This window comes from Janthinobacterium sp. 75 (assembly GCF_004365495.1).
Lineage (GTDB): Bacteria > Pseudomonadota > Gammaproteobacteria > Burkholderiales > Burkholderiaceae_D > Janthinobacterium.
In genome coordinates this window covers 617,896-644,782 of sequence record NZ_SORD01000001.1, presented here as the reverse complement: position 1 = coordinate 644,782, position 26,887 = coordinate 617,896, and the positions used below count along the sequence as shown (strand labels likewise).

The window sequence follows — 26,887 nt, the reverse complement described above, 5'->3', positions numbered from 1 at the left end:
GAACAATGGAGACAAGTAATGAATGCACCAATCAAGGGCTCGAGTCTTGAGCCGGGCGCGCACGCGTCCGAGATTTCCCTGAACGACAAATACACGCTGGAGCGTGGACGCGCCTTCATGACGGGCACGCAAGCGCTGATCCGCCTGCCCATGCTGCAGCGCGAGCGCGACCTCAAGGCTGGCCTGAACACGGCCGGCTATATCACCGGTTACCGCGGTTCGCCTGTGACGTCCGTCGACATGACGGCGATCAAGGCCAAGAAATACCTCGATGAACACCACGTCAAATTCCACCCGGGCCTGAACGAAGACCTGGCCGCCACGGCTGTCTGGGGCACGCAGCAAACGAATCTGTTCGAAGACGCGAAATACGACGGCGTCTTCGGCATGTGGTACGGCAAGGGCCCTGGCGTCGACCGCTGCGGCGACGTGTTCAAGCACGCCAATAACGCCGGTTCCGCCAAGCACGGCGGCGTGCTGGTGCTGGCCGGCGACGACCATGCGGCCAAATCCTCGTCCACCGCGCACCAGTCCGACCATATCCTGAACGCCTGCGGCATCCCCGTGCTGTACCCGTCGTCGGTGCAGGAATACATCGACTACGGCTTGCACGCCTGGGCCATGAGCCGCTACACGGGCCTGTGGGTATCGATGAAATGCGTGACCGACATCATCGAGTCGGGCGCCGCCGTCGATTTCGACCCGGACCGCGTGCAGATCGTGTTACCGACCGACTTCGAAATGCCGGCAGGTGGCCTGAACATCCGCTGGCCCGACACGGTGCTGGAACAAGAAGTGCGCATGAACAGCTACAAATGGTATGCGGCGCTGGCGTATGCGCGTGCCAACAAGCTCAATAAAATCATCTGGGACAGCCCGAAGGCGCGCATCGGCATCATCACGGCCGGCAAATCCTACCTGGACACGCGCCAGGCGCTGGCCGACCTGGGCATCGACGAGCAGACGGCGTCCGACATCGGCATCCGCCTGTACAAGATCGGCATGACCTGGCCGCTGGAAGCGGACGGCGTGCACGAATTCGCTAAGGGTCTCGATGAAATCCTCGTGGTGGAAGAAAAGCGCCAAATCCTTGAATACGCGCTGAAGGAAGAACTGTACAACCTGAAGGATGGCGAGCGTCCGCGCGTGGTCGGCAAGTTCGACGACACGGGCGAATGGAGCAACCAGAAGGGCACGGGACACGGCGACTGGCTGCTGCCGGCCACGTATGAGCTGAACCCGGCCATGATCGCCCGCGCGATTGCCAGCCGCATTTCGCGCTACTACGCCGGGCATCCCGTCGAGCAGCGCGTGAAGGAACGCATCGCCTACCTGGAAGCCAAAGAGAATGTGCTGAAAGCGATCAGCGCGAAACCCGATCCGCAGAAAGACCGCACGCCGTTCTTCTGCTCCGGCTGCCCGCACAATACCTCGACCAAGGTACCGGAAGGCTCGCGCGCGCTGGCCGGCATCGGCTGCCATTACATGGTGCTGTGGATGGACCGCGAGACGTCGACGTTTACCCATATGGGCGCCGAAGGCGTCACCTGGGTGGGGCAGGCGCCGTTCACGAATGAAAAGCACGTGTTTACCAACCTCGGTGACGGCACGTATTTCCACTCGGGCATCCTGGCCATCCGCGCCGCCGTCTCGGCCAAGGTGAACATCACCTACAAGATTCTGTTCAACGATGCGGTAGCGATGACGGGCGGCCAGGAATTCGACGGCCCCCTGTCTCCGGCCATCATTTCGCGCCAGATCGCCGCCGAAGGCGTCGGTCCCATCATCGTTGTCACGGACGAACCGGAAAAGTACCCGGACGATTACGCCTGGGCGGAAGGCGTCACCGTGCGCCACCGTTCGGAACTGATGGACGTGCAGCGCGAACTGCGCGACATGCCCGGCGTGTCTGCCATGATTTACGACCAGACCTGTGCCTCGGAAAAACGCCGCCGCCGGAAACGCAATGAGTATCCGGATCCGGCCAAGCGCGCCGTCATCAACGAAGCCGTCTGCGAAGGCTGCGGCGACTGCTCCGTGCAATCGAACTGCCTGTCGGTGGAACCGCTGGAAACGGAACTGGGGCGCAAGCGCCAGATCAACCAGTCGTCCTGCAACAAGGATTTCTCGTGCACGACGGGCTTCTGCCCAAGTTTTGTCACGGTGGAAGGCGGCGGCTTGAAGAAGCCGAAGAAGGCGGCTGGCGCCGACAAGGATGCACCGGCGGTGCCGGCCTTGCCGACACCCGTCATTCCCTCGACGGCGGAACCATTCGGCATTTTAGTGACCGGCATTGGCGGCACGGGCGTGGTCACCGTCGGCCAGATCCTGGCCATGGCGGCCCACGTGGAAGGCAAGGGCTGTTCCGTGCTGGACATGAGCGGCCTGGCGCAAAAAGGCGGCCCCGTGATGTCGCACGTGCGCCTGGCTGACCGCCAGGAAGACATCCACTCGACCCGCGTCGGCACCGGTGCGGCCGATCTCGTGATCGGCTGCGACCTGATCGTCACGGCCAGCCGCGATGCCCTGTCGCGCATGGGAGAAGGACGCAGCTGGGCCATGATCAACTCGACCAGCTCGTCGACGGCCGCCTTCGTGAAAAACCCGGACTGGCAATTCCCAGGCGCTTCCGCGCGCATGGAAATCGAAAAGGCCTGCGGCAGCGACCACGTGGACTTCATCGATGCGGGCCAGATCGCCACGGCGCTGATGGGCGACTCCATCGCGACGAACATGTTCATGCTCGGTTATGCCTGGCAAAAGGGCAAGGTACCGCTCACCGAAGCGTCCATCATGAAGGCCATCGACTTGAACAACGTCTCGGTGGCGTTCAACAAGGCCGCCTTCAACTGGGGCCGCGCGGGCGCCCACGATACGGCCAGCCTGGTGCGCATGACAACCCCCGCCAAGGTGGTGGAATTCAAGCGCATTGACACGCTCGACGATGTGATCGAAAAGCGCGTGGCCCTGTTGACTGCCTATCAGGACCGCGCGTATGCGCAGCAGTACCTGGACTTCGTCGGCCAGGTGCGCGCCGCCGAAAGCGCCCTGAATGGCCCGCATCTGCGCCTGACGGAAGCCGTGGCCCGCTACTTCTACAAGCTGATGGCTTACAAGGATGAGTACGAAGTGGCGCGCCTGTACACGGACGGCGCCTTCCAGGCGAAGATCGCCGCCATGTTCGAAGGCGACATCAAGCTCAAGTTCCACCTGGCGCCGCCGATCATGGCGAAAACGGATGCCCAGGGCCATCTGATCAAGAAGGAATATGGCCCGTGGATGCTGAAGGCGTTCGGCGTGCTGGCCAAGTTCAAGGGCTTGCGCGGCACGGCCTTCGACGTGTTCGGCCATACGGCCGAGCGCAAGATGGAACGCGCGCTGATTGCCGAATACCGCGCGACGGTTGGCGGCTTGCTGCCGAAACTGACGACGGCCAAGCTGGCGCAAGCCGTGGCCATTGCCAGCATCCCGGAAGACATCCGCGGCTATGGCCATGTGAAGGAGCGTCATTTGAAGGCGGCGAAAGAGAAGGAAGCGAGTCTGCTGATCGCCTTCAACGCGCCAACGCCGCTGCCGCCCGTCGTGGCAGCGCCCGTGGCGGCCACCGTGGCGTGATGGAGTGAACTTTACGCTGTAACAATGGCGCCTGCGGGCGCCATTTTTTTGTGTCAAAGAAAACAACGCCTGTTTGTAAAACGCATTATAATTTTTCGATAATTTCTTTCTGGAAAGTTTGTCATGCCTTCCTTGCGCTTTTCCGCCCTGGCGGTTCCCCTTGCTCGTCCTCCTGCTCTTGCTCTTGCATTGCTGTTGAGTGCCTGCGGCGGTGGCGGTGGCAGCGATAGTGCACCCGTCGTCCCGCCCGTGGCGCCGACGGGCCCCACGGCGCTGGTCGCTGCATCCACGGTGGTGAACCGTTGCGCGGCGCCGCGCAGCGGCAGCAGCATCGACAAGCCGGGCACCTTGCTCGATGAGCTGACCTGGGTGCGCAGCTGGATCGATGAAACGTATCTGTGGTACCGCGAAGTGCCGACCTCGTACCTGCCGCAAAGCTTTGCCACGCCGAAGGCGTATTTCGATGTGCTCAAAACGACTGCCACGACGGCGTCCGGCAAGCCCAAGGACCAGTTCCATTTCACGTATACGACGGCGGAATGGGAAGCCTCGCTCAACGGCGTGGAACTGGGTTACGGCATGCTGCTGGCCATCACACAGACCACGCCGCCGCGCAAGGCCGTGATCTCCATCGTCGAGCCGGGTTCGCCGGCGGCGCTGGCGGGCTTGCGGCGCGGCGACGTGCTGCAAACCGTCGACGGAACCGATTTCGTCAATGCCCCCGATACGGCCAGCGTGAATATCATCAACGCGGGCCTGTTCCCTGCAGCGCAAGGCACGCACACGCTGGGATTCAGCCGTGGTGGGACGGCGCTGAGCGCCACCCTGCAGGCCGTCGAGGTCAGCACCAGCGCCGTGCAGAACGAGCGCATCATCGACACGCCCACGGGCAAGGTGGGCTACCTGACCTTCAATACGCATAACAACGTGGCCGAGCGCCAGCTGGTCGAGACCATGCGCCGCTTCCAGGCTGCCGGCATCAGCGACCTGGTGCTCGACGTGCGCTACAACGGCGGCGGCTACCTCGATGTCGCCAGCGAGCTCGCTTACATGATTGCAGGTCCGCAAGTCACCACCGGCAAGACCTTCGAGCAGGTGCTCTTCAATGACAAGACCACGCCGGAAGCGCCCATGCCATTCCATGCGCAAAGCCAGGGTTTCGGCGGGCCGAACCCCCTGCCCAAGGGGACGGCGCTGCCTTCGCTGGGTCTCAAGCGGGTGACCTTGCTGACAACGGGCAATACCTGCTCCGCCAGTGAAGCCATCATCAACGGCTTGCGCGGCGTGGATGTGCAAGTCAACTTGATCGGCGGTACGACGTGCGGCAAGCCCTACGGTTTTTACCCTGCACCGAATTGCGGCACCACCTATTTCGCCGTGCAGTTCCAGGGTGTCAACGCCAAGGGCTTTGGCGACTATGCCGATGGCATGGCGCCTACCTGCGACGTGACGGACGATTATCAGCACCAGCTGGGTGACGCCGCAGAAGGCATGCTGGCGGCGGCGCTGCGCTACCGCAGCAGCGGCAGCTGCGTCCCGGCCACGGGCGCGACCAGGCTGTTGAGTTCGATGGAGAATCCGGTCGACACAGCCACGCGCCTGTTGCGGCCGTCTTACAAGGAAATTGCCATCATGCGCCGTTAAAGCGCATGTTTCTGCCATGAGCTAGCCTCAGCGCTTGGCGTTTTCCTGCTCATGAATCTTTCTATATAACAATTTTGATATATAGAAAGATGAATCCATTCGTTCTGGAATGACTGGCATTTTGCTATCTTGCCGCTTTTCTCCCACCTTGAGAAGCGCAACGATGTCGAAACAGTTCAAGTTAACACCGCTCAGCCTTGGCGTACTGGCCATCCTGGGCGGCACCGCATGGCAGGCGCACGCGCAAACGCAAGCGCCCACAGCGGATCAGCAGCCGGCGGCCACCCCGCCAGCCGTCGTGGTCACCGGTTCGCGCATTCCCCGCGCCAGCCTGGAAGGCCCGTCCTCCGTCACCATCCTGACCGGCGATGAAATCACCAAGCAGGGCTACAAGAACGTCTTCGACGCGCTGACCAGCCAGGTGCAGAACAGCGGCTTTACGCAAGGCGAAGATTACGGCAATACCTTCACGCCGTCGGCCAATACCATCAGCCTGCGCGGCCTGGGTCCGAACCATACCTTGATCCTGCTGAATGGCCGCCGCCTGGCCGACTTCCCCATCGCCTATGACGGCGCCGTCAACTTCACCAACCTGGCGAACATCCCGTCTAGCATTGTCGATCGCATCGAGATCCTCAACGGCGGCGCCTCGGCCATCTATGGCTCGGACGCGATCGCCGGCGTGGTCAACGTGATCCTGAAAAAACAGGCGGAAGGTTTCGATATCAACGTCAAGCTGGGCGGCACCTCGCGTGGCGGCGCCGGCAACCAGCGCGTGCAGCTGACGGGCGGCGGCAATTTCGACAAGCTGCATACCCTGTTCAGCGTGGAATTGAGCGAGCGCGATCCGTTGTGGAGCATGGACCGCGACTTCATGACCAGCCGCTCGGGCGTGCCGACCACGGTCGCTTCGCGCCGCGTGATGGCGTCAGGCACGTCCGGCCGCTATGTGGACCTGGGCGACACTTGCAGCCAGTTTGGCGACATGTTCGGCGGCAGCGTCAGCAAGTACACGGCAAAAAATGGCAGCTATTGCGCCAGCCCGAAAGCCCGTCCCACTTACTGGACCACGCAGACCAAAAATAGCAGCCAGAACGTGTTTGGCAGCGCCAATTACGAGCTCGATGCCGATACGACCTTGTTTGCCGACTTCCTGCTTGGCAAGAACAAGACCGTCAACACGACGCGCGGCCCGTCGTGGACCTCGGCCTCGCTGGGCAACGGTTACTTCCTGAACCAGAACAGCGGTGCCTACGAAGAGTGGACCCGCTTCATGTCGCCCGAGGAAATCGGCGGCGTGCAGCGCTACAAACGCAGCTGGGACGACATGGCGACCGCCATCTCGCTGGGCGCCAAGGGCCGCATCCCGGGCACCGCATGGCAGTATGAAGCCAACTACAACGCGTCTGTCTACAAGAGCGAAGGCCACACGCCGCGCATATTGTCGAACATCGACAGCTTCTTCCTGGGACCCAAGCTGGGCACGGATGCCAAGGGCGTGGCCATCTACGCACCGGATGCGGCGCGCCTGTCTCGCCGCCTGACGCCCGCCGAATTCGACAGTATCAGCGGTTACAGCGACAGCAATGACAAGGCATGGACGAATACGCTGAGCCTGGCTACGAATGGCGACTTGTTCCAGCTGCCTGCCGGCACGGTGAAAATCGCCACGATAGCTGAAGCGAGCAAGCAGGGCTTCAGCAACGAACCCGATGCGCGCATCGATGAAGGCTATTTCAATATCGCCACCGGTTCGGGCACCACAGCCGGCACCCGTTCGCGCTATGCGCTGGGCGCGGAATTGAATGTGCCGCTGCATGAAAAGCTGACGGGTACCCTGGCTGGCCGCTATGACCGCTACAGCTTTGCCGGCCGCAAGGAAGGCAAGTTCACCTACAACGGCGGGCTGGAACTGCGCCCGGCGCCCGAGCTGCTGTTCCGCGCCAACTACGCCACCAGCTTCCGCGCGCCGGACATGAATTACATCTACCAGGCCCGCGGCAAAGGCTATTATTCGAGCACCACCGACTACTACCGTTGCGACGCTGCCGGGCAAGCCATCGAAGGCTGCGAATATGCCAATAAATCGCCTGGCGCCGATTACGTGCAAAACGGCAGCCGCGACCTGCAGTCGGAAAAGGGCAAGTCCTTCGGCGTGGGCGCCGTCTGGTCGCCGAGTTCCAATTTCGACGTCTCGGTCGACTACTGGAGCATCAAGATCGACGACCTGGTGACCAACCTGAGCGCCGACAAGCTGCTGCGCGATGAATCCGACTGCCGCCTGGGCAAGGCCGACATCGGCTCGCCGACCTGCGTCGATACCGTGGGCCGCATCGAGCGTTACGCGGCCAATGCCTTGAACAAGGCGGGCGAGATCAAGACCATCACCGTCAACCCGATCAACGCAGCCAAGCAAAGCAGCAGCGGCGTCGACATCAGCCTGAAGTATTTGCTGCGCACGACAGACTATGGCCGTTTTGCCTTCAAGGCCAACTACGCCCGGGTGCTGAGCAAGAAATCGCAGCAATTCGTCGGCGATGAAGAGACCGACGAAACCAAATCGATGACGAACATGGATTGGCCTGACAAGCTGAACCTGAGCGTCAACTGGGCGGCTGGCGACTGGTCGAATACCTTGCTGGTCAGCCGCTACGGCAAGGTGCCGAATGCCGCCGGCACCGGCTACCTGACGCCAACGGCGCTGGCCAACATCAGCACCGTCTACCGCATCAATGACCGCGCCACCGTCTCGCTGATCGTCAACAATGTGTTCGACAAGATCAAGCGCGATACCAGCAATGGCTGGCCGTACTACCCAATCGGCAATTACAGCCCGCAAGGCCGCCAGGGATGGATCGAGTTCAACTACCATTTTGGCTCGTAACTCACGCTTGCCAGAACAAGGCCGGAGCAGCTGACGCTGTTCCGGCTTTTTTATTGGCCGCTGCGTTTTTACCTGACCGCCACTCTATAATTGCCCGCTTGTCCTTCTTGATGGAGCTAGCCCGATGCTACGCCATGTCCTGTTGTCCGCCGCCGTGTTTTCCCTGTTTTCCGTCAACGCGCATGCCGCACGCGATATGCGGCAGTTTTCCCTGAGGACGGTGGCCGAGTACTCGGGTTTCCAGCAGACCGGCCGCTACGAGGAGGTGGAAGCCTTGTGCCAGCGCTTCGAGGAGCACCATCCGAAACAGGTGCGCTGCTTTGAATTTGGCCGCACGCCGGAAGGACGACGCATGCTGGCGCTGGCCGTTTCCAACACGGGAGCGCTGACGCCGGAGGCGGCCAAGCTGCGCAAGTTACCGGTACTGCTGGTACAGGGCGGCATCCATGCGGGCGAAATCGACGGCAAGGATGCCGGTTTCCTGGCCCTGCGCGAAGTCTTGGAAGGCAAGGCGGCCGCCGGCGCGCTGGACAAGCAGGTGCTGCTATTCGTGCCGGTGCTGAATGTCGACGGCCATGAGCGCTTTGCTGCCTGGAACCGCCCGAACCAGCGGGGGCCGCAGGAAATGGGCTGGCGCAGCACGGCGCAGAATTTCAATTTGAACCGTGACTACATGAAGGCCGACTCTCCCGAGATGCAGCACATGCTGGCGCTGGTCAATGCCTGGGATCCTCTGGCTTACGTGGACTTGCACGTGACGGACGGCGCGCAGTTCGAACCCGATATCTCGATCCAGGTCGAACCCGTGCACGCGGGCGATGCGGCCTTGCGTGTGGCGGGGACGGCCCTGCGCGACGGCGTGCTTGCCGACCTGGCAAAGCAGGGTTCCGATCCGAAGCCGTTCTACATGTCGTTTGCCGAGGAAGACAATCCCCAGTCGGGTTTTGTCGATTCGACGCCGAATCCGCGCTTTTCGCACGGCTATTTCCTGTTACGTAACCGTTTCGGCGTGCTGGTGGAAACCCACTCGTGGAAGGACTACCCGACCCGTGTGCGCATCACGCGCAACACCATCATTTCCCTGCTGTCGCACATGGCGCAGCACGGTGCCGCATGGCAGCAGACCGCAGTGGAGGCGGACATGCGCGCGATGCAGCTGGCCGGCAGCCAGCTTCCCCTCAGCTACAAGACCACGGAGAAAAGCCGCATGATCGCGTTTCGCGGCTATGCCTATACGCGTACGCCGTCCGAGGTCTCGGGCGCGCTGATGACGCGCTATGACGAAAAGACGCCGCAAATCTGGAACGTGCCCTTGCGCGACGAGATCGTGCCCGACCTGCAGGCGGCCGCGCCGAAGGCCGGCTACCTGGTGCCGCGCGCGCAGGCGGCCATGGTGGGCGCCAAACTGCGCCAGCACGGCATCGCTTACCAGGAAATGAGCAGCATCATCGCCAGGCAGAATGTGGAAGTCTTCCGCGCCACACAAGTGAAGTTTGGCGCGCAGTCGTTCGAAGGACGCCAGACGCTGGCGGTACAGGGCGAATGGCAAAAGGAAGAGCGCCTGGTCGATGCGGGCGTGCTGTACGTGCCCGTCAACCAGCCGAAGGCGCGCCTGGTGATGGCGCTGCTCGAACCGCGCGCGCCCGATTCGCTGCTGGCCTGGGGCAGCTTCAACACCGCGTTCGAGCGCAAGGAATACATGGAAGACTATGTGGCCGAGGATGTGGCGCGCGCGCAGATGGCGGCCGACCCGGCGCTGGCGGCACAATTCCGGCAGAAGCTGGCCGACGAGCCCGCGTTTGCAAAGAATCCGCATGCGCGCCTGGAATTTTTCGCCCGCCGCCACGCCTCGTGGGATGAGCGGCTGAACCTGTATCCGGTCATGCGTGTCGACGTGGCGCCCGTCAGTTTCATGGATTGATAAGGCCCATGATGACCGTGATGCGAAAATGCCAGCCTTCCAATCCTCCGCGTCAGCGGCCACCTGTTCCATGCATCGGTTTCCCATGACGGAAAAAAAGCAGAAAAAAATTCTCCTGTTGAGCTTCTCTGCCGGCGCCGGCCACATGCGCGCGGCGCAAGCCATCGAGGCATATGCGGCGCGCGATGACGGCACCGGTCTCGCGGCAAAGGCCCGTCATCTGGATGTGATGGACTTTGTCACGCCCGCATTCCGCAAGCTGTACACGGATTTTTACATCAAGCTGGTCAACAAGGCACCCGCGCTGTGGGGCTATCTCTATCATGCCAGCCATGACGCGCCCAAGGATAGCTCCATGCAGCGCCTGCGCCGTGGCATCGAGCGCCTCAACACGCGCGCCCTGATGGCGCAGATCGCCGCCTTCCAGCCCGACGCCATCATCTGCACGCATTTCCTGCCGGCGGAACTGCTGTCGCGCGCGCTGCGCCAGGAACAGCTGGCGTGCCCCGTCTGGGTACAGGTCACCGACTTCGATTTGCACCGCATGTGGGTGCAAGAACGGATGCAGGGCTATTTTGCCGCCACCGACGAGGTGGCGTTCCGCATGCGCCACGAAGGCATCCCCGCCGACCGCATCCACGTGACGGGCATCCCGATCATGCCCGCGTTCGCGCAAGTGCCGGAGCGCGTGCAGTGCGCGCAGGCATTTGGCCTCGACCCGCAGCGCACGACCATCCTCCTGATGGGCGGCGGGGCCGGCCTGGGCAGCCTGGAGACCGTCGCCGCGCGCCTGCTGGCGCTGGACGGCGACTTCCAGCTGATCGTGCTGGCGGGGAAAAATGCCGCCGCGCTGGCGGCGTTGCGGGACTTGGCCAGCCAGTACCCGGGCCGCTTGCTGGCGCAAGGTTTTACCAGCGAAGTCGAGCGCCTGATGGCCTGTGCCGACCTGGTGATCACCAAGCCGGGCGGGCTGACCACCTCGGAATGCCTGGCCCTGGGCTTGCCCATGATCGTCAATGCGCCGATTCCCGGCCAGGAAGAGCGCAACGCCGACTATCTGCTGGAACAGGGCGTGGCCTTGAAGGCCTTCGATGCCGTGACCCTGGAATATCGCGTGCGCCATTTGCTCGACCATCCGCAGCAGTTGCAATCCATGCGCGCCAAGGCCCTGGCCCTGGGCCGCCCGCGCGCCGCCTGCGACGTGCTGGCGCTGGTACTGGACGACGGGCGCGCTGGCGCCGCTCTTCGATAACAAGGGCATCACGACCGTGATCAGCCTGCGCTCCTTCCAATCTCGACGAGATACGCGCGCGCATCGACTCTCCGCAGCCCTGATCCCCGTGGGCGCGCCACTTCAGGCATGATTGCGATTCCAATCACGTTTTTCCGGAATCCGCATGGAACACCACAGCTTTCTCATCAACATACTGTTTTACCTGGTGGCCGCCATCATCATGGTGCCGCTGGCCAAGCGCCTGGGCATGGGCGCCGTCCTGGGCTACCTGGTGGCCGGCGTCGTTATCGGCCCCTGGGGCCTGGGCCTGATCAAGAATGTGGAGGTGATCCTCAGCTTTTCCGAATTCGGCGTGGTGCTGTTGCTGTTCCTGATCGGGCTGGAGCTCGAACCCAAACGATTATGGCTGCTGCGCCGGCCGATTTTCGGCTGGGGCGGGGTGCAGGTGGGCGTCGTCAGCGCGGGGCTGTGCGCGGTGGCCATGGCCTTCGGCGTGGACTGGCGCACGGCGCTGGTGGGTGCGCTGGGCCTGTCGCTGTCGTCGACGGCCATCGTGCTGGCCACCCTGGGCGAACGAAAATTGATGAGCACGCCAGCCGGCTCCGCCGGCTTTTCCATCCTGCTGTTCCAGGATATCGCCGCCATTCCCATGATCGCGCTGGTGCCGCTCCTGGGCGGCCTGGTCACGCATAGCGGCGAACCGGGCTGGCTGCGCGTGGCCAAGCTGGCCGCCGTGCTGGCGGCGCTGGTGATCGGCGGGCGCTTCCTCGTCAACCCCATCCTGCGCTTCATCGCCAGGACGGACTTGCGCGAAATCTTCACGGCCTTTGCCCTGCTGCTGGTGATCGCCATCTGCGTGCTGATGGAATCGGTGGGCTTGTCGATGGCGCTGGGCACCTTCATGGCAGGCGTGCTGCTGGCCGATTCCGAATACCGGCATGAACTGATCAGCGACCTGGAACCGTTCAAGGGCTTGCTCCTGGGCCTGTTCTTCATCGCCGTCGGCATGTCCGTCGATTTCGGCGTGCTGCGCGCCCAGCCGCTGCTGATCCTGGCCCTGGTGGCGGGGCTGCTGGTGGTCAAGATCGCCTTGCTGTACGTGTTGTCGAAGTTCGTCGACATTCCCCGCGGCCAGCAGCTGTTCTTTGCGCTGCTGCTGTCGCAGGGCGGCGAATTTGCCTTCGTCGTGTTTGCCGCCGCCGAGGCCGCGCATGTGTTTACCCCGCAGACGGCCGCGCTGCTGGTCGTGGTGGTGACCCTGTCGATGGTGGCCACGCCCTTGCTGCTGCTGTTGCACGACAAAATTGTCGCGCCGCGCCTTCAGGGCGAAAGGAAGCGCCGTCCCGACGACCATATCGAGGCGCAGGACAACCCCATCGTCATCGCCGGCTTTGGCCGCTTCGGCCAGATCATCGGCCGCCTGCTGGCCGCGAACAAGATCGGCGTGACGGTGCTCGACCACGACCCGGACCAGATCGAATTGCTGCGCAAGTTCGGCTTTAAAGTGTTTTATGGCGATGCCACGCGTGTGGACCTGCTGGTGGCGGCCGGCATCGAGAAGGCGAAGGCGCTGGTGATCGCCATCGACAATGTGGACGACAGCCTGGCGCTGGTCGACGCCGTGCGTCTGCGCCTGCCCGAACTGACGATTTTGGCGCGCGCGCGCAACGTCACGCACTACTATGAATTGATGAAGCGGGGCGTGACCCTGATCGAGCGCGAGACCTTTGCTGCGGCGCTGCTGCTGGGCGAGCAGACCTTGCAGCAGGTAGGATTCAGCGCGGAGCGGGCGCAGCACGCGGCCGGCATCTTTGGCCGGCATAACCTGAAAACCTTGCTGGAAGTGGCGCCGCACTTCCAGGACCAGCAAAAAGTCATGTCGCTCACGCGCCAGGCGCGCGAGGAACTGGAAGACATGTTCGAGAGCGATGCGGCGGCGTTTGCGGCTGCGGGAACGGAAAGTCCGGGGTCAGACCCTCAACACCGCTAACGCAGAGGCTTGCGCTAACGTACGTGGGGGTCTGACCCCAGCCTTTGCTTTTGGGGCTACTTCCCCCGCTTCGCTTCAATCGCCTCGATCTGGTCCATGATGCCGTTCATGCGCGCCACCAGCGCCTGGTATGGTTTCGGCGAGGCCAGGTCGACGCCGGCCGCCTTCACCAGATCATATGGATAGGCCGAGCCGCCCGCGCCGAGCATTTTCAGGTAGGCGGCCAGCGCGCCCGGTTCCTTGTCGAGGATGCGCTGCGCGAAATCCTGCGCCGCGGCGATCGAGGTGGCGTACTGGAACACATAGAAGCCGTGATAAAAATGCGGCACATACGCCCATTCCAGCGCGTAGGCGGGATCGATGGTCATGACGCCTTGCGCTTCGCCGTGGTAGCGCTTGAGGATGCCGGCGTAAATGGCCGTGATCTCTTCGCCCGTCAGCGATTCGCCCTTGTCCACTTTGCCGTGGATGGCCGCCTCGAATTCGGCGAACATGGCCTGGCGGAAGAAGGTGCCGCGCAGGTTTTCCAGCGCCGCGCCCAGATACAGCAGGCGTTCGTCATCGTCCTTGGCCTGCTTCAGGCGCGCGTCGAGCAGCAGCGCCTCGTTGGTGGTCGAGGCGATTTCCGCGACAAAGATGCTGTACGGCGCATAGATCGACGGTTGCGCCTTGTTGGCCAGCACCGAGTGCATGGCATGGCCCCATTCGTGCGTCAGGGTGCTGACGGCTTCGTAGTTGTCCGTGTAGTTGAGCAGCACGAACGGGTGCACATCGTACGCGTCGCCATTCATGTAGGCGCCCGCCGCCTTGCGCGGACGCGGATACACATCCATCCAGCGCGCCTCCACGGCGGCAGTGAGTGCCTTGACATAGTCCGGGCCCAGCGGCGCGACGGAGGCCAGCATCATCTGCTTGCCGTCGGCCAGCGGGAAGCTGCGCTCGCTTTTCAGCAGCGGCGCATAGATGTCGTAGTAGGCCAGGTCCTTGACGCCCAGCATGCGCGCGCGCAGCTTGAAGTAGCGGTGCAGGGTGGGCAGGTTGGCGTTGGTTTGCGCGATCAGGGTCTGGTAGACGGCCGGTGGCAGGTGGTCGGCGTCCAGCGCGGCGCTCTGCGAGTCGGCATAACGGCGTACCTTCGCATACGCGGCATCCGTTTTCAGCTGGCCGTACAGGGTTTCGCCGAACGTGCGTTCATACTCTTTCCACTTGCCGAAGAAGGCATCGAACACCAGTTTGCGGTCGGCGCGCTTGTCGTCGCCACGGTATTTGGTATAGGCCGCCTGGTCGAGCCGTACTTGCGTGCCATCCGATAATTTGACTGTCGGCCACGGGATTTCCGCATTGGCCAGGGTACGGTAGACGCTGGCGGCCGAGCTCGTCGCCAGGCCGAATTGCGCTACCAGCTGTTCGCCGGCCGCGTCGAGCGTATGTGGCGCGCTGCGCAGCATGTTGCTCAATTGAAAACGGTACAGCTGCAAACCCTTGTCTTTCGCCAGCATGGCATCGATTTTTTTGGCGCCCAGGGCCAGGATTTCCGGCTGCAAGAAGGTAGACGCCTGGGTAAATTCATTGCCGAGCAGGGCGGCGCGCTGGTTCAGCTGGTTACCCTTGCTGTCGCCCGTATCCTGGTCGTAGTACTGCGCCGCATAGGTAGTGAGCGTGTTGACGCGCTTGCGCGCATCGGCGTACAGGTCCAGGCAGCTTTTCAGGCGGGCCGGCGACGCACCCAGTTGGCCCTTGCAGGTGCTCAGTTGCTGCAGCTGAGCCGACAGCTTTTTCGCGTCGGCGTCGAATGCGGCCTCACTGGCATACAGCGCTGTCAAGTCCCAGCGGTCGGCCTGCCGGTCGGCTGGCATGGGAGCGGGGGCGGCAAAGGCGGTGGAGAGGGCAAAACTGAGGGCCAGCAGGGTCAGTACGGGGCGGTTGAGCGCGGTTGTCGGCATACAGTATCCGTTCATGGTCTGGTTGCAAGGGACGCCAGCACAGGCGTGGCGGCAGACACCGAGCTTAGCGCAGCATGGGGACGAAGGAAAGCACTTCGGGAAGGTAGGGAGGGAGCGGGGAAGGCCAGCTTCCCCGCCTGCTAAGTGATTACTGTTTCTTGCCCAGCAAGTCGAGCAGGATCGACGTTTCCGCCGTGATCGCCGCCTTGATGGTCGGCTGGTACTCGGGCGCCCATTGCGGCGAGTGCGGTCCGGCCAGCGGTTTGCCGCTGGCCTTGGCGGCGGCCAGCTTGCCCGGCTCTACCGCGCCGATATGCAGCAGCACGGCTTTTACGCCGGCCTGGCCATAGTTGGCGAAGTCTTCCGACGTCATCTTGGCGGGCATTTCCGTCACGTTGGCCGCGCCCAGCGATTTTTGCAAGGTCGATACCATGCGCAGGGTCAGGTCCGGGTCGTTGTAGACGGCGTCGGTACCGGGACGAATTTCCACCAGCGGCTCTTTCGGCGCGCCGGCGGCAAACGCCTCGCCCTTGACTTCACGCGCGATGCTGGCCAGCACGCGCTTGCGCACGGCATCCTTGAAGGTGCGCACCGTCAGTTGCATGGTCACCTGGTCGGGCACGATGTTGGCCTGGGTGCCGCCATGGATGCTGCCCACCGTGATGACGACGGGGTCCATCGGATTGTTTTCACGCGAGACCAGGGTTTGCAATGCCAGCACGATGCGCGCGGCCATCACGACCGGGTCGCGCGTGTCGTGCGGTGCTGCGCCGTGGCCACCCTGGCCATACACGGTAATGCTGATGGTGTCGGCGGCGGCGCGGAAGTAGCCGGCGTGGTAGCCGACCGTGCCCGATGGCAGTGTCGCTTCATCGTGGAAGGACAGCGCGTAGTCCGGCTTCGGGAAGCGCGTAAACAAGCCGTCCTTCAGCATGGCGGCCGCGCCCAGCAGCGGTTCCTCGGCCGGCTGGCCCACCAGCATCAGCGTGCCGCTCCAGTGCTGGCGGTTGTCGGCCATCAGCTTGGCGCTGCCATACCAGGCCGACATGTGCACGTCGTGGCCGCAGGCATGCATCACGGGAACGCTTTCGCCGGCCGCATTTTTCGTTACCGCGCTGCTGGCAAACGGCAGGCCGGTTTTTTCCAGCACGGGCAGGGCGTCGATTTCCGTGCGCAGCATGACGACGGGGCCGGGGCCGTTGCGCAGGATGGCGACGACGCCGGTGCCGCCGACGCCGGTGCTCACGTCAAAACCGAGGGCCTTGACTTTTTCGGCCAGTTTTTTTGCCGTCTCGACTTCCTGGAACGCCAGTTCCGGGTGGCGGTGCAGGTCCAGGTACAGGCTTTCCACGGCGGGATAGTTGGCATTCAGTTGCGCGGCGATGGCCGGTGGCAGGGCCGCGCCGTGGGCGAGGCCGGCACAGGCAAGGGCTGCGGCGCAGGTGATTTGTTTCAGGGGCAATGCGGGAAATTTCATAGATTTCTTTGAGAAACAGGCGTGCGGAGATGCGCGGCGCGTCTGTAGTTGCTGAGGAGACTTTTAAATTAACAGAAACATTTCTCAAAATCAACAAATCAGCTACATATATTTCAATAATGTATAATCTGCAATATAAATGATTCCTTAGGGAATTAAAAGTATCTTCAACGCATGATTTTAGAGAAAAGACACCATGGGCTTTATCGCAAATATCAAGATCGGCAAGCGCCTGAGTATCGGCTTTGTCCTGATCCTGGCAATGACCGTTCTGATTGCTACAGTGGGCGTGTGGCGCCTGAATGAGGTGGCGACGTCCACGCGCGCCATGATGGCCGAACCGCTGACCAAGGAACGCCTGATTACTGACTGGTATGGCTTGAACTTTGCCTCGATCCGCCGCACGGCCGCTATCGTCAAGAGCAGCGACCCGGCGCTGGGACCGTATTTCAAGGAAGACTCGGCCGCCTCGGTGAAGAAGGCGGCCGAATTGCTCAAGCAGATCGAGCCGCTGGTCTCGGGCGAGAAGGAAAAAGCCCTGTTCGCCAAGATCCTCGAGCAGCGCAAGGTGTACAGCGCTTCGCGCGATGGTGCCGTCAAGGCCAAGGCCGATGGCGACGTGGAAGGCGCGGCGAAAATCCTCGACACCGCGTTTACGCCGGCCGCCCAGGTTTACCAGGATTTGCTGCAGGAACTGGTGACCTTGCAGCGCGAAAGCATCGATGCGACGGCCAAGCAGATCGACGCCTCCGCCGTGCATGACACCACCGTCATCAGCCTGCTGACCCTGTTCGCCGTGGCCTTCGGCGTGTTGTGCTCGTGGCTGCTGACGACGGGCATCACGCGTCCGCTGCGCCAGGCGCTGGCGCTGGCTGAAACGGTGGCCGCCGGCGACCTGACGCAGACCGTCGCCACGACGGCGAAGGATGAAATGGGGGCGCTGCTCACGGCCCTGGGCAATATGAACAACAACCTGGTCAGCATCGTCAGCCAGGTGCGCAGCGGCACGGACAGCATCGCCACGGCATCATCGGAAATCGCCGCCGGCAACCTGGACCTGTCATCGCGCACGGAACAGCAGGCCGGTTCGCTGGAAGAAACGGCCTCGTCCATGGAAGAACTGACCAGCACCGTCAAGCAGAATGCCGACAATGCGCGCCAGGCCAACCAGCTGGCGATCACGGCGGCCGGCATCGCCAGCCGCGGCGGCTCGGTGGTGGCCGAAGTGGTGGCGACCATGGGCTCGATCAACGAATCGTCGCGCAAGATCGTCGACATTATCAGCGTGATCGACGGCATCGCCTTCCAGACGAATATCCTGGCGCTCAATGCGGCCGTGGAAGCGGCGCGGGCCGGCGAGCAAGGGCGCGGTTTTGCCGTGGTGGCCGGCGAGGTGCGCAACCTGGCGCAGCGTTCGGCAGCGGCGGCCAAGGAAATCAAGGGATTGATCGACGATTCGGTCAGCAAGGTGGGCGTGGGCGCCAAGCTGGTCGACCAGGCTGGCGCGACGATGGATGAAGTGGTCTCCAGCGTCAAGCGCGTGACCGATATCATCGGCGAGATTTCCAGTGCCAGCCAGGAGCAGACGCATGGCATCGAACAAGTCAATCAGGCCATCACGCAGATGGACCAGGTGACGCAGCAAAATGCGGCGCTGGTGGAAGAGGCGGCGGCGGCCGCCGGTTCTCTGCAAGAGCAGGCGCACGGCCTGGCGCAAGTGGTCAGCGTATTCAAGTTGCGTGAACAGCCAGGTTTGCTGCGCCGCGCGGCGCCACAGCCGGCAGTCGCGCGCCCTGCGCCAGTGCCGCGTGTTGCCGCGCGCAGCATTGCCGTCAAGGCGAAGCCGCCGGCTCCCGCGAAGGCGCTGGCTGGTGACGACTGGGAAGAGTTTTAAATCAAGACAGACGGCGGCGCCATCGCCATGATGGCGCCGTGCGTCGGGGTCAGCCTTGCTGGAGCGGAATGGTGCCGAACGTCGTCGGCGTCGAGCATGGCTCTTCGTCAAAGGCGATGTCGCCCATGGGGTTGGCCATACCGTCCGCCTTCAAATCCTTGAAGCCGAACAGCTTCGGGTCCATCAGGTGCGACGGCGCCACGTTCGACAGGGCCGAGAAGATGCTTTCCACGCGGCCGGGGAATTTCTTGTCCCATTCGCGCATCAGGCCCTTGATCTGCTTGCGCTGCAGGTTTTCCTGCGAGCCGCACAGGTCGCATGGAATGATGGGGAAGCCCTTGACTTCCGCATAGCGCTGCGTGTCTTCTTCTTTGACGTAGGCCATCGGACGAATGACGATGTGCTTGCCGTCGTCCGATTGCAGCTTGGCTGGCATGCCTTTCAGTTTTCCACCGAAGAACATATTCAGGAAGAACGTTTCCAGGATGTCGTCGCGGTGGTGGCCCAGGGCGATCTTGTTGGCGCCCAGCTCGTCGGCAACGCGGTACAGGATACCGCGGCGCAGGCGCGAGCACAGCGAGCAAGTCGTCTTGCCTTCCGGGATCAGGCGCTTGACGATGCTGTAGGTATCCTGGTTTTCGATGTGGAAGGCCACGCCCAGTTCCGTCAGGTAGGCGGGCAGGATTTCCGGCGGGAAGTTCGGCTGTTTCTGGTCCAGGTTGACGGCAACGATGTCGAAGTGAATCGGTGCGCGTTCGCGCAAGGTCATCAGGATGTCCAGCAGCGCGTAGCTATCCTTGCCGCCGGACAGGCACACCATCACCTTGTCGCCGTCTTCGATCATATTAAAATCGCCGATGGCTTGCCCCACCAGGCGGCACAAGCGCTTGTGCAGCTTGTTGTTTTCCAGGGCGATCTTTTCCGCCTTCTTGCGCGCCAGTTTCTGCGCTTCCACGTTGGCCGGGAATTCCACGGCCGTTGTCGTCGTTTCCATCACTGCGGCATTGCTCATGTTGCTCATACTTCATCCTTGATCTTGAATACTTCCACGCCCACGCCTTCGCAGTCGGGATACACGTCCGGTTTCATGCTCGACACGCGCGCGGCGCGCACGCGCGGGTGCGCCAGCATGGCGGCGAGCACGTCGTCGACCAGGCTTTCCTGCAGCTGCACATGGCCTTGCGCCATGCGTTTGGCGATGGTTTCGCGCATGAAGTCGTAGTCGACCACTTCGTCCAGCTGGTCATCCTTCGGCGTCGACAGGGCCAGGGGAATGTACAGGTCGACGTTGATGAGGACGCGCTGCTCGCCCTTTTTCTCGAAGTCGTAGACGCCGATATTGATGAGGATTTCATAATTGCGCAGGAACAGGCGGCGGCAATCAGCCAGGCGAGGATGGTACAGGGCGGACGACATAGTTTTACCTTTTAGGGAATGCTGGAATGCTGGTTGTTTGGCAGGACTGCTGATTATTTGGTCAAAAACATGACGTCACGCGGCAAACCGATCAAATGCTGGCCGCCATCGACCAGCAGGGTCGTGCCCGTCAGCGCGCGCGCGCCGGCCACGTAACAGACGCAGTCGGCCACATCCTCGGGCGTGCTGGAGCGGCCCAGCGGCGTGTTTTCATGCGCCTTGGCAAAGTTCGCTTCCGTCTGCTCGCCGGAGACCATGGTGATGCCGGGGGCAATGCCCACCACGCGCACTTTCGGCGCCAGCGCCTGGGCCAGCATGGTGGTCGCCGACAGCAGCGCCGCCTTGGACAGGGTGTACGACAAAAAATCAGGATTGAGATTGTACAGTTTTTGGTCCAGCAAGTTGATGACCACGGCTTGTCCGCCTGTCGGGGTGGCCTGGTACAAGGCTTGCGCCAGCAGGATGGGGGCGGCCAGGTTGGCGTGCATGTGGGCGTCGAGCGCGGTGACGGAAAAATCGCCCGCATTGTCGTATTCAAACAACGATGCGTTGTTGACCACGCAAGTGATCGGGCCCAGCGCTGCCTGCGCCTGCGGCAACAGCTGGCGCACGGCCTCTTCCTGCGCCAGGTCGCAGGGGAACGCTTGCGCGCGGCGTCCCAAGGCGGTGATTTCCGCTACCAGGCTGAGCGCTTCGTCATGCGATGCGCGGTAATGCACGGCGATATCCCAGCCGTCGCGCGCCAGGCCCAGCGCGATGGCGCGCCCGATGCGGCGCGCGGCGCCAGTGACGAGGGCGACGCGGGGTGTGCTGTGTGGCAGTGTCGATGCTGGAGTCATGTCTCTATTTACTGTGCTTGTGTGTGAAGTGCGCATGGCCGCCTCGGCCGGTACTGGCGCCGTGGCCCGCCGATTCGCTACAATGCGGGAATGTCTCTTCCCGCACCCGATAGCGACGCGCTGGCCGCGTCCCATGCCTTGCAGCACCAGATTGCCGCCGAAATCGCGCGCAATGACGGTGCCATTCCCTTTGTCCGCTTCATGGAGCTGGCGCTGTATGCGCCTGACCTCGGCTATTACAGCGGCGGCGCCGCCAAGCTGGGTAAAGATGGCGATTTTACAACCGCGCCGGAGATTTCTCCCCTGTTCGGCGCCACGCTGGCCCATGTGGCAGCCGCTATTATGGCGCAAACGGCTCCGCGCATCCTCGAATTCGGCGCCGGCACGGGCAAGCTGGCCTTCGATATCCTGACAGAAGCGGCCAGCGCCGGTATCCCTATAGAACAGTATGCGATCGTCGAATTGTCCGGCGAATTGCGCGCGCGCCAGGAACTGGCGCTGGCAGCCTTTCCGCAAGTGGTGTGGCTCGACGGCTTTCCCGACAGTTTCGAGGGCGCTGTGTTCGGCAATGAAGTGCTGGACGCCATGCCCGTCAACCTGATCAGCAAGACGCCCGCCGGCTGGTGTGAACTCGATGTCAGCATTGCCGATGGCCAGTTCGTCTTTGTCGAACGCCCGGCCGGTGCCGACGTCGCCGCGCAGATCGCCGCCCAGGTGCCGGACGCCGATGCCTTGCCGGTCGGCTATGTCAGCGAGATCCACGGGGTCGCCTGCGGCTTCATGCGCTCGCTGGCGCGCATGCTGACCAATGGCAAGGGTGGGGCGGCCGTGCTGTTCGACTATGGCTTCCCCGCGCATGAGTATTACCTGGACCTGCGCGCCACGGGCACCCTGATGTGCCATTACCGCCATCATGCCCATGCGGAGCCGTTTTATTTGCCTGGCTTGCAGGACATCACGGCGCACGTCGATTTTACGGCCATGGCGGTGGCGGCGCAGGATGCGGGCCTCGATGTGCTCGCGTACATGAATCAGGCTTCCTTCCTGCTGGGCGCAGGTATCGGCGACTTGCTGCTGCGCACCGATCCGGAGCAGGTCAAGACCTACCTGCCGCAGGCCAGCGCCGTGCAAAAGCTGGTATCGCCGGCCGAGATGGGGGAATTGTTCAAGGTGCTGGCGGTGGGGCACCGCGTGGAGTTGCCGGAAGCCCTGTTGTCCTCTGACCGCAGTCATCGCTTATAAGCGCTGCAATATCAAGGCAGGGCAGTCTTGCCCTGCAATTTCCTGTCCGCCGGTGGTTATTATCTTGTCATATCGTATATGATGACCGACACAGCACGGTTCCATCCTGCAAGAACCCGTCGCCGCGCACCGATTTCAAGATAGAACGATGGGAAAGATACATACACACTATGACAACCTGAAGGTGGCGCGCCTGGCGCCGCAGGAAGTCATACGTGCCGCGTACAAAGCCCTCAGCCAGAAATACCACCCTGACAAGAATCCCGGCGACGAAAAGGCCGCCCGCATCATGGCGATCCTCAACAGCGCCTATGGCACCTTGTCCGATCCGCAACGTCGCAGGGAACACGACGAATGGATCGCTGCCGAGGAGTGGGAAATCGAATGGCTGGAAAGCACCCACCACGAAGAAGGCAAAAGCCGCGATGGCCGCGCGAAAGGCCATGCCCAGTCGCATGAGCATGCTTGGGCGCAGGATGTGCCACCACCAAAGGGCAAACCGCGACGCGGCCTGCAGCCCATCTGGCGCAACTGGCGCTGGTGGCTGAGCCTGCTTGTCTGCCTGTTGCTGGGCTGGCTGGGCGCCTTGCTGATGCTCGATACCTCCCAGCCCATGCCGACCGCGCTGGCGTCGGCCTGGAGCGGGCTGGCCCGCGATGGCGCCAAGCCCCATGCGCCGACCGCCACGCCAGCGGCCAGTGCCACGCCAGCGGCATCGAAAGCTGAGGCCGTGGCAGTCGACAGCTGGGCGGTGGGCAAGCCGTATGCACCGGAACCCCGGGAAACGCCGATGCCCGAGATCCGCGTGCTGGCCGTTTCCCAGCTGAGCCTGAAAGCCATCCAGCCCGCCTGCGATGGCGTAGCTAAGGCAGAGTCCGCATCGCTGGTGGCGCCCAATGGCGAACCCTGGCCAGTGCATTCCGGCTATGTCGATGGATTTCCGATCGGGAACAAGGGCGATGAGCTGGCCGTCAGCATCGACAACAGCAACAATACCGCGCCCGTGTTCGTCAAACTGTATGACACGGAGCGGCGCTCGAACGTGCGCTACCTGTACATCCTCGCCAACGACAAGCTGCTGGTGGAACAGCTCAGCGCGGGCAGGTATGAAGTGCGCTACCAGGCAGTCGGGCCGGGCCAGGACAATTGTGGCGGCACCACGCGCGGCGGTGCATCGGCTCCCGCGCCGGCCGTTGGCGAAGATGGTGCGAAGAATCCTGTTGTAAGCAGCATCTAATCTGATTATGCTTGATATGCATCAACGCAGCGTCCACATCGAACTTATCCATTAGGAGTATTCATGACCGACCTCAAAGCCGATGCAGACGATGACTGGCTGCTCGACGAGGATGAGCCGGTGGCCAGTCCTGCCGGGCTGGCCGCGCCCGACCAGCGCCTGTGGCGCGTCCTGATCGTCGATGATGACGTCGATGTGCATGCGGTAACGCGGCTGGCGCTGCGCAATGTCAGCTTCAAGGGCCGCGAACTGGAACTGTTTTCCGCCTATAGTGGCCGCGAAGCGTTTGAGATCTTGCGCGATACGCCCGATATTGCGCTGGTGCTGCTCGATGTGGTGATGGAAACGGACGATGCGGGTCTGATCCTCGCCAAGCGCATTCGCGCCGACCTGAACAACTCCATCGTGCGCGTCGTGCTGCGCACGGGCCAGCCGGGCCAGGCGCCCGAGCAGCGCGTCATCATCGAATACGACATCAACGATTACAAGGCCAAGACGGAGCTGACGACGCAGAAGCTGTTTACCACCGTCATCTCGGCTCTGCGTGCCTACGAGAGCCTGATGATGCTCGAGCGCAGCCGCATCGGCCTGGGCAAGATCCTCGCCGGCGCCACCAATCTGTACCAGATCCATTCTCTGCGCGAATTCGCTTCCGGTGTGCTCAACCAGGTGAGCGCCATCCTCGATGTGGGTGCCGACGGAGTGCTGTGCCTGATGCAGGGCGGCGCCGGAGGGCCAGAGGTGGTCGCCGCCACGGGCACCTATGCCACGCTGGCCGAGTCGGAAGCCCTGCCGGCCGACCATGCGCTCGCCCCCACCATCGCCAAGGCGTTTGCGGAAAAGCGCAGCCAGTTCGAGCATCCGGCCAATGTGCTGTTTATCCACACGGAAGGCAACCGCGAGCTGGCCATCTCCGTCACGCCGCCCTGGCCGCTGGCGCAGATCCAGCGCGACCTGCTGGAAGTATTTTGCCAGCGCATCGCCGCCGCCTTCGACAACCTGTATATGTTTGGCCAGCTGCGCAAGGCGCAGGAAGCAACTGTGGTGGCGCTGGCCGACCTGGCCGAGTTCCGCGACAGCGACACGGGCGGCCATGTGCGGCGGGTACAGCAATTGTCTGATGCCATCGCCCGGCGCATGCAGCAGCGCGGCGTATATGCCGACGAGCTGACGCCGCAGCTGCTCGACATGATCGGCCTGGCCAGCATCTTGCACGACGTGGGCAAGGTGGCCACGCCGGACGCCGTGCTGCTGAAACCAGGCAAGCATACGGATGAGGAGCGGGCGCAGATGCAGCTGCATGCCAGCGTCGGGCGCACCATCCTCGAGCGGGCCGCCAATATGGTCGACGGCGTCAGCTACCTCACGTATGGCGCGCAGATCGCCGGCGGCCACCACGAGCATTTCGATGGCGCCGGCTATCCGGACGGCCTGAAGGGGCGCACTATTCCCATAGCCGCGCGCATCGTTGCCGTGGTCGACGTCTTCGATGCCCTGTTGCACGAGCGGCCCTACAAGGAGCCATGGCCGTATCCGCAGGTGCGCGAATACATCGAACAGCGCAGCGGCAGCCAGTTCGATCCGGAAGTGGTGACGGCACTGCTGGACCTGATCGACCATGAGCCGGAACTGTGGCATCCGGAGAGCGCCGCCGCTTGAGTTGCAGCTTCCTGCCCGGCTTCGTTGGCGTTTTTCGGCGCCACACCATTCCCTTGCGCGCGGCGCCGTCATATACTCGGCTGCCTCATGCTGGCCGGCGCCACGCACCAGTGTGGCGCGCCGCGGAGTTTTCGGACATTACGACATGAAAGAACTCAAGGGTCTCAGCGCACTGATCATCGAGCCGCATCCGGGCATGCGTGCCAGCCTGCACAATATGCTCAATCTGTGTGGCTTGGCAAAGATCGATGACGCGGCCAGTTCGGGCCAGGCGATCCGCATGCTGGGCAGCAAATCGTATGATTTGATCCTGTGCGAATATGATCTCGACGGAGGACAGGATGGCCAGCAGATGCTGGAAGACTTGCGCCACCACAAATTGATGCACGCGTCCACCATGTTTTTCATGGTCACGGGCGAGGGCAGCTTCGCCAAGGTGGTCAGCGCCGTCGAGCTGTTGCCCACCGATTACATTCTCAAGCCATTCACCGCTGACAACATGCTCGAGCGCATCGGCCGCGCGCTGGACAAGCGCAACGCCTTCGTGCCCGTCTATGAACTGATCGACGTGGGCAATGAGCGTGCGGCGATTGCCGCCTGCGCCGAGGGCGCCAGCCTGTATCCCCGTTACGCTACCGATTTCCTGCGCCTGCGCGCGGAACTGCATTTGTTGCTGGGCGAAGCGGCCGACGCGGAACCGATCTACGCAGCCCTGTACGGCGCCAAGGCTATCGGCTGGGCGCGCCTGGGACAGGCGAAGACGCAATTCCTGCTGGGCGAGTACGAAGCGGCGCAGGGCACGCTGGAAGGATTGCTGGAAAATAACAAGCGCTTTCTCGATGCGTATGACTGGCTGGCGCGCACGCACTTGGCGCAAGGCAAGCCGGAACTGGCGCAGGCGGCCCTGAGCGAAGCGGTGGCCCTGTCGCCGCATGCCGTGCGCCGCTTGCGCCGGCTGGGCGAGGCGGCCCTCGCGGCCGACGATATAGAGATGGCGGAAAAAGCCCTGAAGCTGGTGGTCAGCAAGGCCAAGTATTCGGAGTTCCGCGACCCGGAAGACCATGTGCGCCTGGTGCAGACCCTGGTGCGCAAGGGCGACCCCTTGCAGGTGGGCGCCGTGATCCGCGACCTCGACAAGTCGATGGGCGGACAAAAGAATGCGCAATTGTGCAGCGCCCTGTGCAGCGCCATGCTGCATGCGCATACGGGCAACGAGGAGCGCCTGCAGCAATCGCTCGACGCCGCCCTGGCCGCCAACCGCCATAGCGTGGGCAGCTCGAATACGCTGAAAACGGAACTGGCGCGCCACTGCCTGGCGCACGGGCGCGAAGACGGCGCGGCCGAGGTGATGCGTGAAGTCATGCGCAATGCGCCCGACAGCGCGGCCATGACGCGCGCCATGGCCGTGTTCGAACAGGCGGGGCGCGAAGAGTTGGCCAAGGCACTGGCGCGGCAAAGCCGCCAGGAAGTGGCCGATATGGTGGCGGCGGGCGCCGCCAAGGCGGGAGAAGGCGATTTCCGTGGTGCCGTCGAACTGATGGGCGAAGCCGTCACGCGCCTGCCCGACAATCCGCAAGTGGTGTTCAATGCGGCCGTGGCGGTACTGAAATGCCTGGAGCACGAAGGTTGGGATGAGCGCATGGGGCAGCAGGCGCTGACTTTTATTGCCGGTGTGCGCCGCCTGGACCCGCGCAACCCCAAATTACCGGTGCTGTCGGGCCTGCATCAGCAGTTGTTGCGTAAATATAAGCCCCTTGGCAACTCCTGGATGCATCCGCCTGACGCCCGGTAAACAGGAAAAATGCGGGGTGAGTGACGGAAAAATGCGGCTTGCAGCCAGGGGGGATAAAAAAATGCGAAAAAAAGTCGACTTTTTCGCGCCAACCCTTGCA

Annotated in this window: 16 protein-coding genes; 11 read left to right on the top strand and 5 right to left on the bottom strand. The window is 62.8% G+C overall.

Features of this window, described 5'->3' with window-relative positions; translation table 11 throughout:
• The first annotated feature begins 18 nt into the window (after nt 1–18).
• From C8C89_RS02970 to kefC, 6 genes are all read left to right on the top strand, one after another.
• The gene (locus C8C89_RS02970; protein WP_101483540.1) at nt 19–3,615 is read left to right on the top strand and encodes an indolepyruvate ferredoxin oxidoreductase family protein; all 3,597 of its coding nucleotides are present in this window, start codon (nt 19–21) and stop codon (nt 3,613–3,615) included.
• A gap of 123 nt (nt 3,616–3,738) precedes the next feature.
• Nucleotides 3,739–5,259, top strand: a complete 1,521-nt coding sequence (locus tag C8C89_RS02965) for a S41 family peptidase (protein WP_133988844.1) — start codon at nt 3,739–3,741, stop codon at nt 5,257–5,259.
• A gap of 163 nt (nt 5,260–5,422) precedes the next feature.
• Entirely contained in the window at nt 5,423–8,143 is a 2,721-nt protein-coding gene (locus C8C89_RS02960) for a TonB-dependent receptor (RefSeq protein ID WP_133988843.1), read from the top strand.
• A gap of 124 nt (nt 8,144–8,267) precedes the next feature.
• On the top strand, nt 8,268–10,064 hold the full coding sequence (locus C8C89_RS02955; RefSeq protein WP_133988842.1) for a M14 family metallopeptidase: 1,797 nt from the start codon (nt 8,268–8,270) through the stop codon (nt 10,062–10,064).
• A gap of 85 nt (nt 10,065–10,149) precedes the next feature.
• A complete protein-coding gene (locus C8C89_RS02950) occupies nt 10,150–11,316 on the top strand; it encodes a glycosyltransferase (protein WP_243857881.1) in 1,167 nt (388 codons plus the stop codon).
• 145 nt (nt 11,317–11,461) lie between these two features.
• Nucleotides 11,462–13,288: a glutathione-regulated potassium-efflux system protein KefC gene (gene kefC, locus C8C89_RS02945; protein WP_133988841.1), complete on the top strand. Its 1,827-nt coding sequence runs from the start codon at nt 11,462–11,464 to the stop codon at nt 13,286–13,288.
• A 56-nt stretch (nt 13,289–13,344) separates the two neighbouring features.
• Here kefC and pepF read toward each other — a convergent pair whose 3' ends face one another.
• The gene (gene pepF / locus C8C89_RS02940) at nt 13,345–15,231 is read right to left on the bottom strand and encodes an oligoendopeptidase F (protein ID WP_243857880.1); all 1,887 of its coding nucleotides are present in this window, start codon (nt 15,229–15,231) and stop codon (nt 13,345–13,347) included.
• A gap of 148 nt (nt 15,232–15,379) precedes the next feature.
• Nucleotides 15,380–16,708, bottom strand: a complete 1,329-nt coding sequence (locus C8C89_RS02935) for an amidohydrolase (RefSeq protein ID WP_101483545.1) — start codon at nt 16,706–16,708, stop codon at nt 15,380–15,382.
• Between the two features lie 196 nt (nt 16,709–16,904).
• On the opposite strand from C8C89_RS02935, the gene C8C89_RS02930 reads away from it, so the two are divergent.
• The gene (locus C8C89_RS02930) at nt 16,905–18,602 is read left to right on the top strand and encodes a methyl-accepting chemotaxis protein (protein WP_101483546.1); all 1,698 of its coding nucleotides are present in this window, start codon (nt 16,905–16,907) and stop codon (nt 18,600–18,602) included.
• Between the two features lie 49 nt (nt 18,603–18,651).
• Here C8C89_RS02930 and ttcA read toward each other — a convergent pair whose 3' ends face one another.
• The 3 genes from ttcA to C8C89_RS02915 are packed head-to-tail and all read right to left on the bottom strand — an operon-like array spanning nt 18,652 to nt 20,857.
• Entirely contained in the window at nt 18,652–19,596 is a 945-nt protein-coding gene (ttcA, locus tag C8C89_RS02925) for a tRNA 2-thiocytidine(32) synthetase TtcA (RefSeq protein WP_101484816.1), read from the bottom strand.
• 23 nt (nt 19,597–19,619) lie between these two features.
• Entirely contained in the window at nt 19,620–20,018 is a 399-nt protein-coding gene (locus tag C8C89_RS02920) for a dihydroneopterin aldolase (protein ID WP_101483547.1), read from the bottom strand.
• Between the two features lie 53 nt (nt 20,019–20,071).
• Nucleotides 20,072–20,857, bottom strand: a complete 786-nt coding sequence (locus C8C89_RS02915; protein WP_133988840.1) for an SDR family oxidoreductase — start codon at nt 20,855–20,857, stop codon at nt 20,072–20,074.
• Between the two features lie 90 nt (nt 20,858–20,947).
• Here C8C89_RS02915 and C8C89_RS02910 point away from each other — a divergent pair, with 90 nt between their 5' ends.
• The 4 genes from C8C89_RS02910 to C8C89_RS02895 all read left to right on the top strand — a co-directional run bounded on the left by C8C89_RS02910 (nt 20,948) and on the right by C8C89_RS02895 (nt 26,787).
• The gene (locus C8C89_RS02910; protein WP_133988839.1) at nt 20,948–22,099 is read left to right on the top strand and encodes an SAM-dependent methyltransferase; all 1,152 of its coding nucleotides are present in this window, start codon (nt 20,948–20,950) and stop codon (nt 22,097–22,099) included.
• A 148-nt stretch (nt 22,100–22,247) separates the two neighbouring features.
• Nucleotides 22,248–23,336, top strand: a complete 1,089-nt coding sequence (locus C8C89_RS02905; protein ID WP_133988838.1) for a J domain-containing protein — start codon at nt 22,248–22,250, stop codon at nt 23,334–23,336.
• 63 nt (nt 23,337–23,399) lie between these two features.
• Nucleotides 23,400–24,995, top strand: a complete 1,596-nt coding sequence (locus C8C89_RS02900) for a DUF3369 domain-containing protein (RefSeq protein ID WP_101483551.1) — start codon at nt 23,400–23,402, stop codon at nt 24,993–24,995.
• Nucleotides 24,996–25,140: 145 nt separating this feature from the next.
• Nucleotides 25,141–26,787, top strand: a complete 1,647-nt coding sequence (locus C8C89_RS02895; protein WP_101483552.1) for a tetratricopeptide repeat-containing response regulator — start codon at nt 25,141–25,143, stop codon at nt 26,785–26,787.
• The last annotated feature ends 100 nt before the right edge of the window (nt 26,788–26,887 follow it).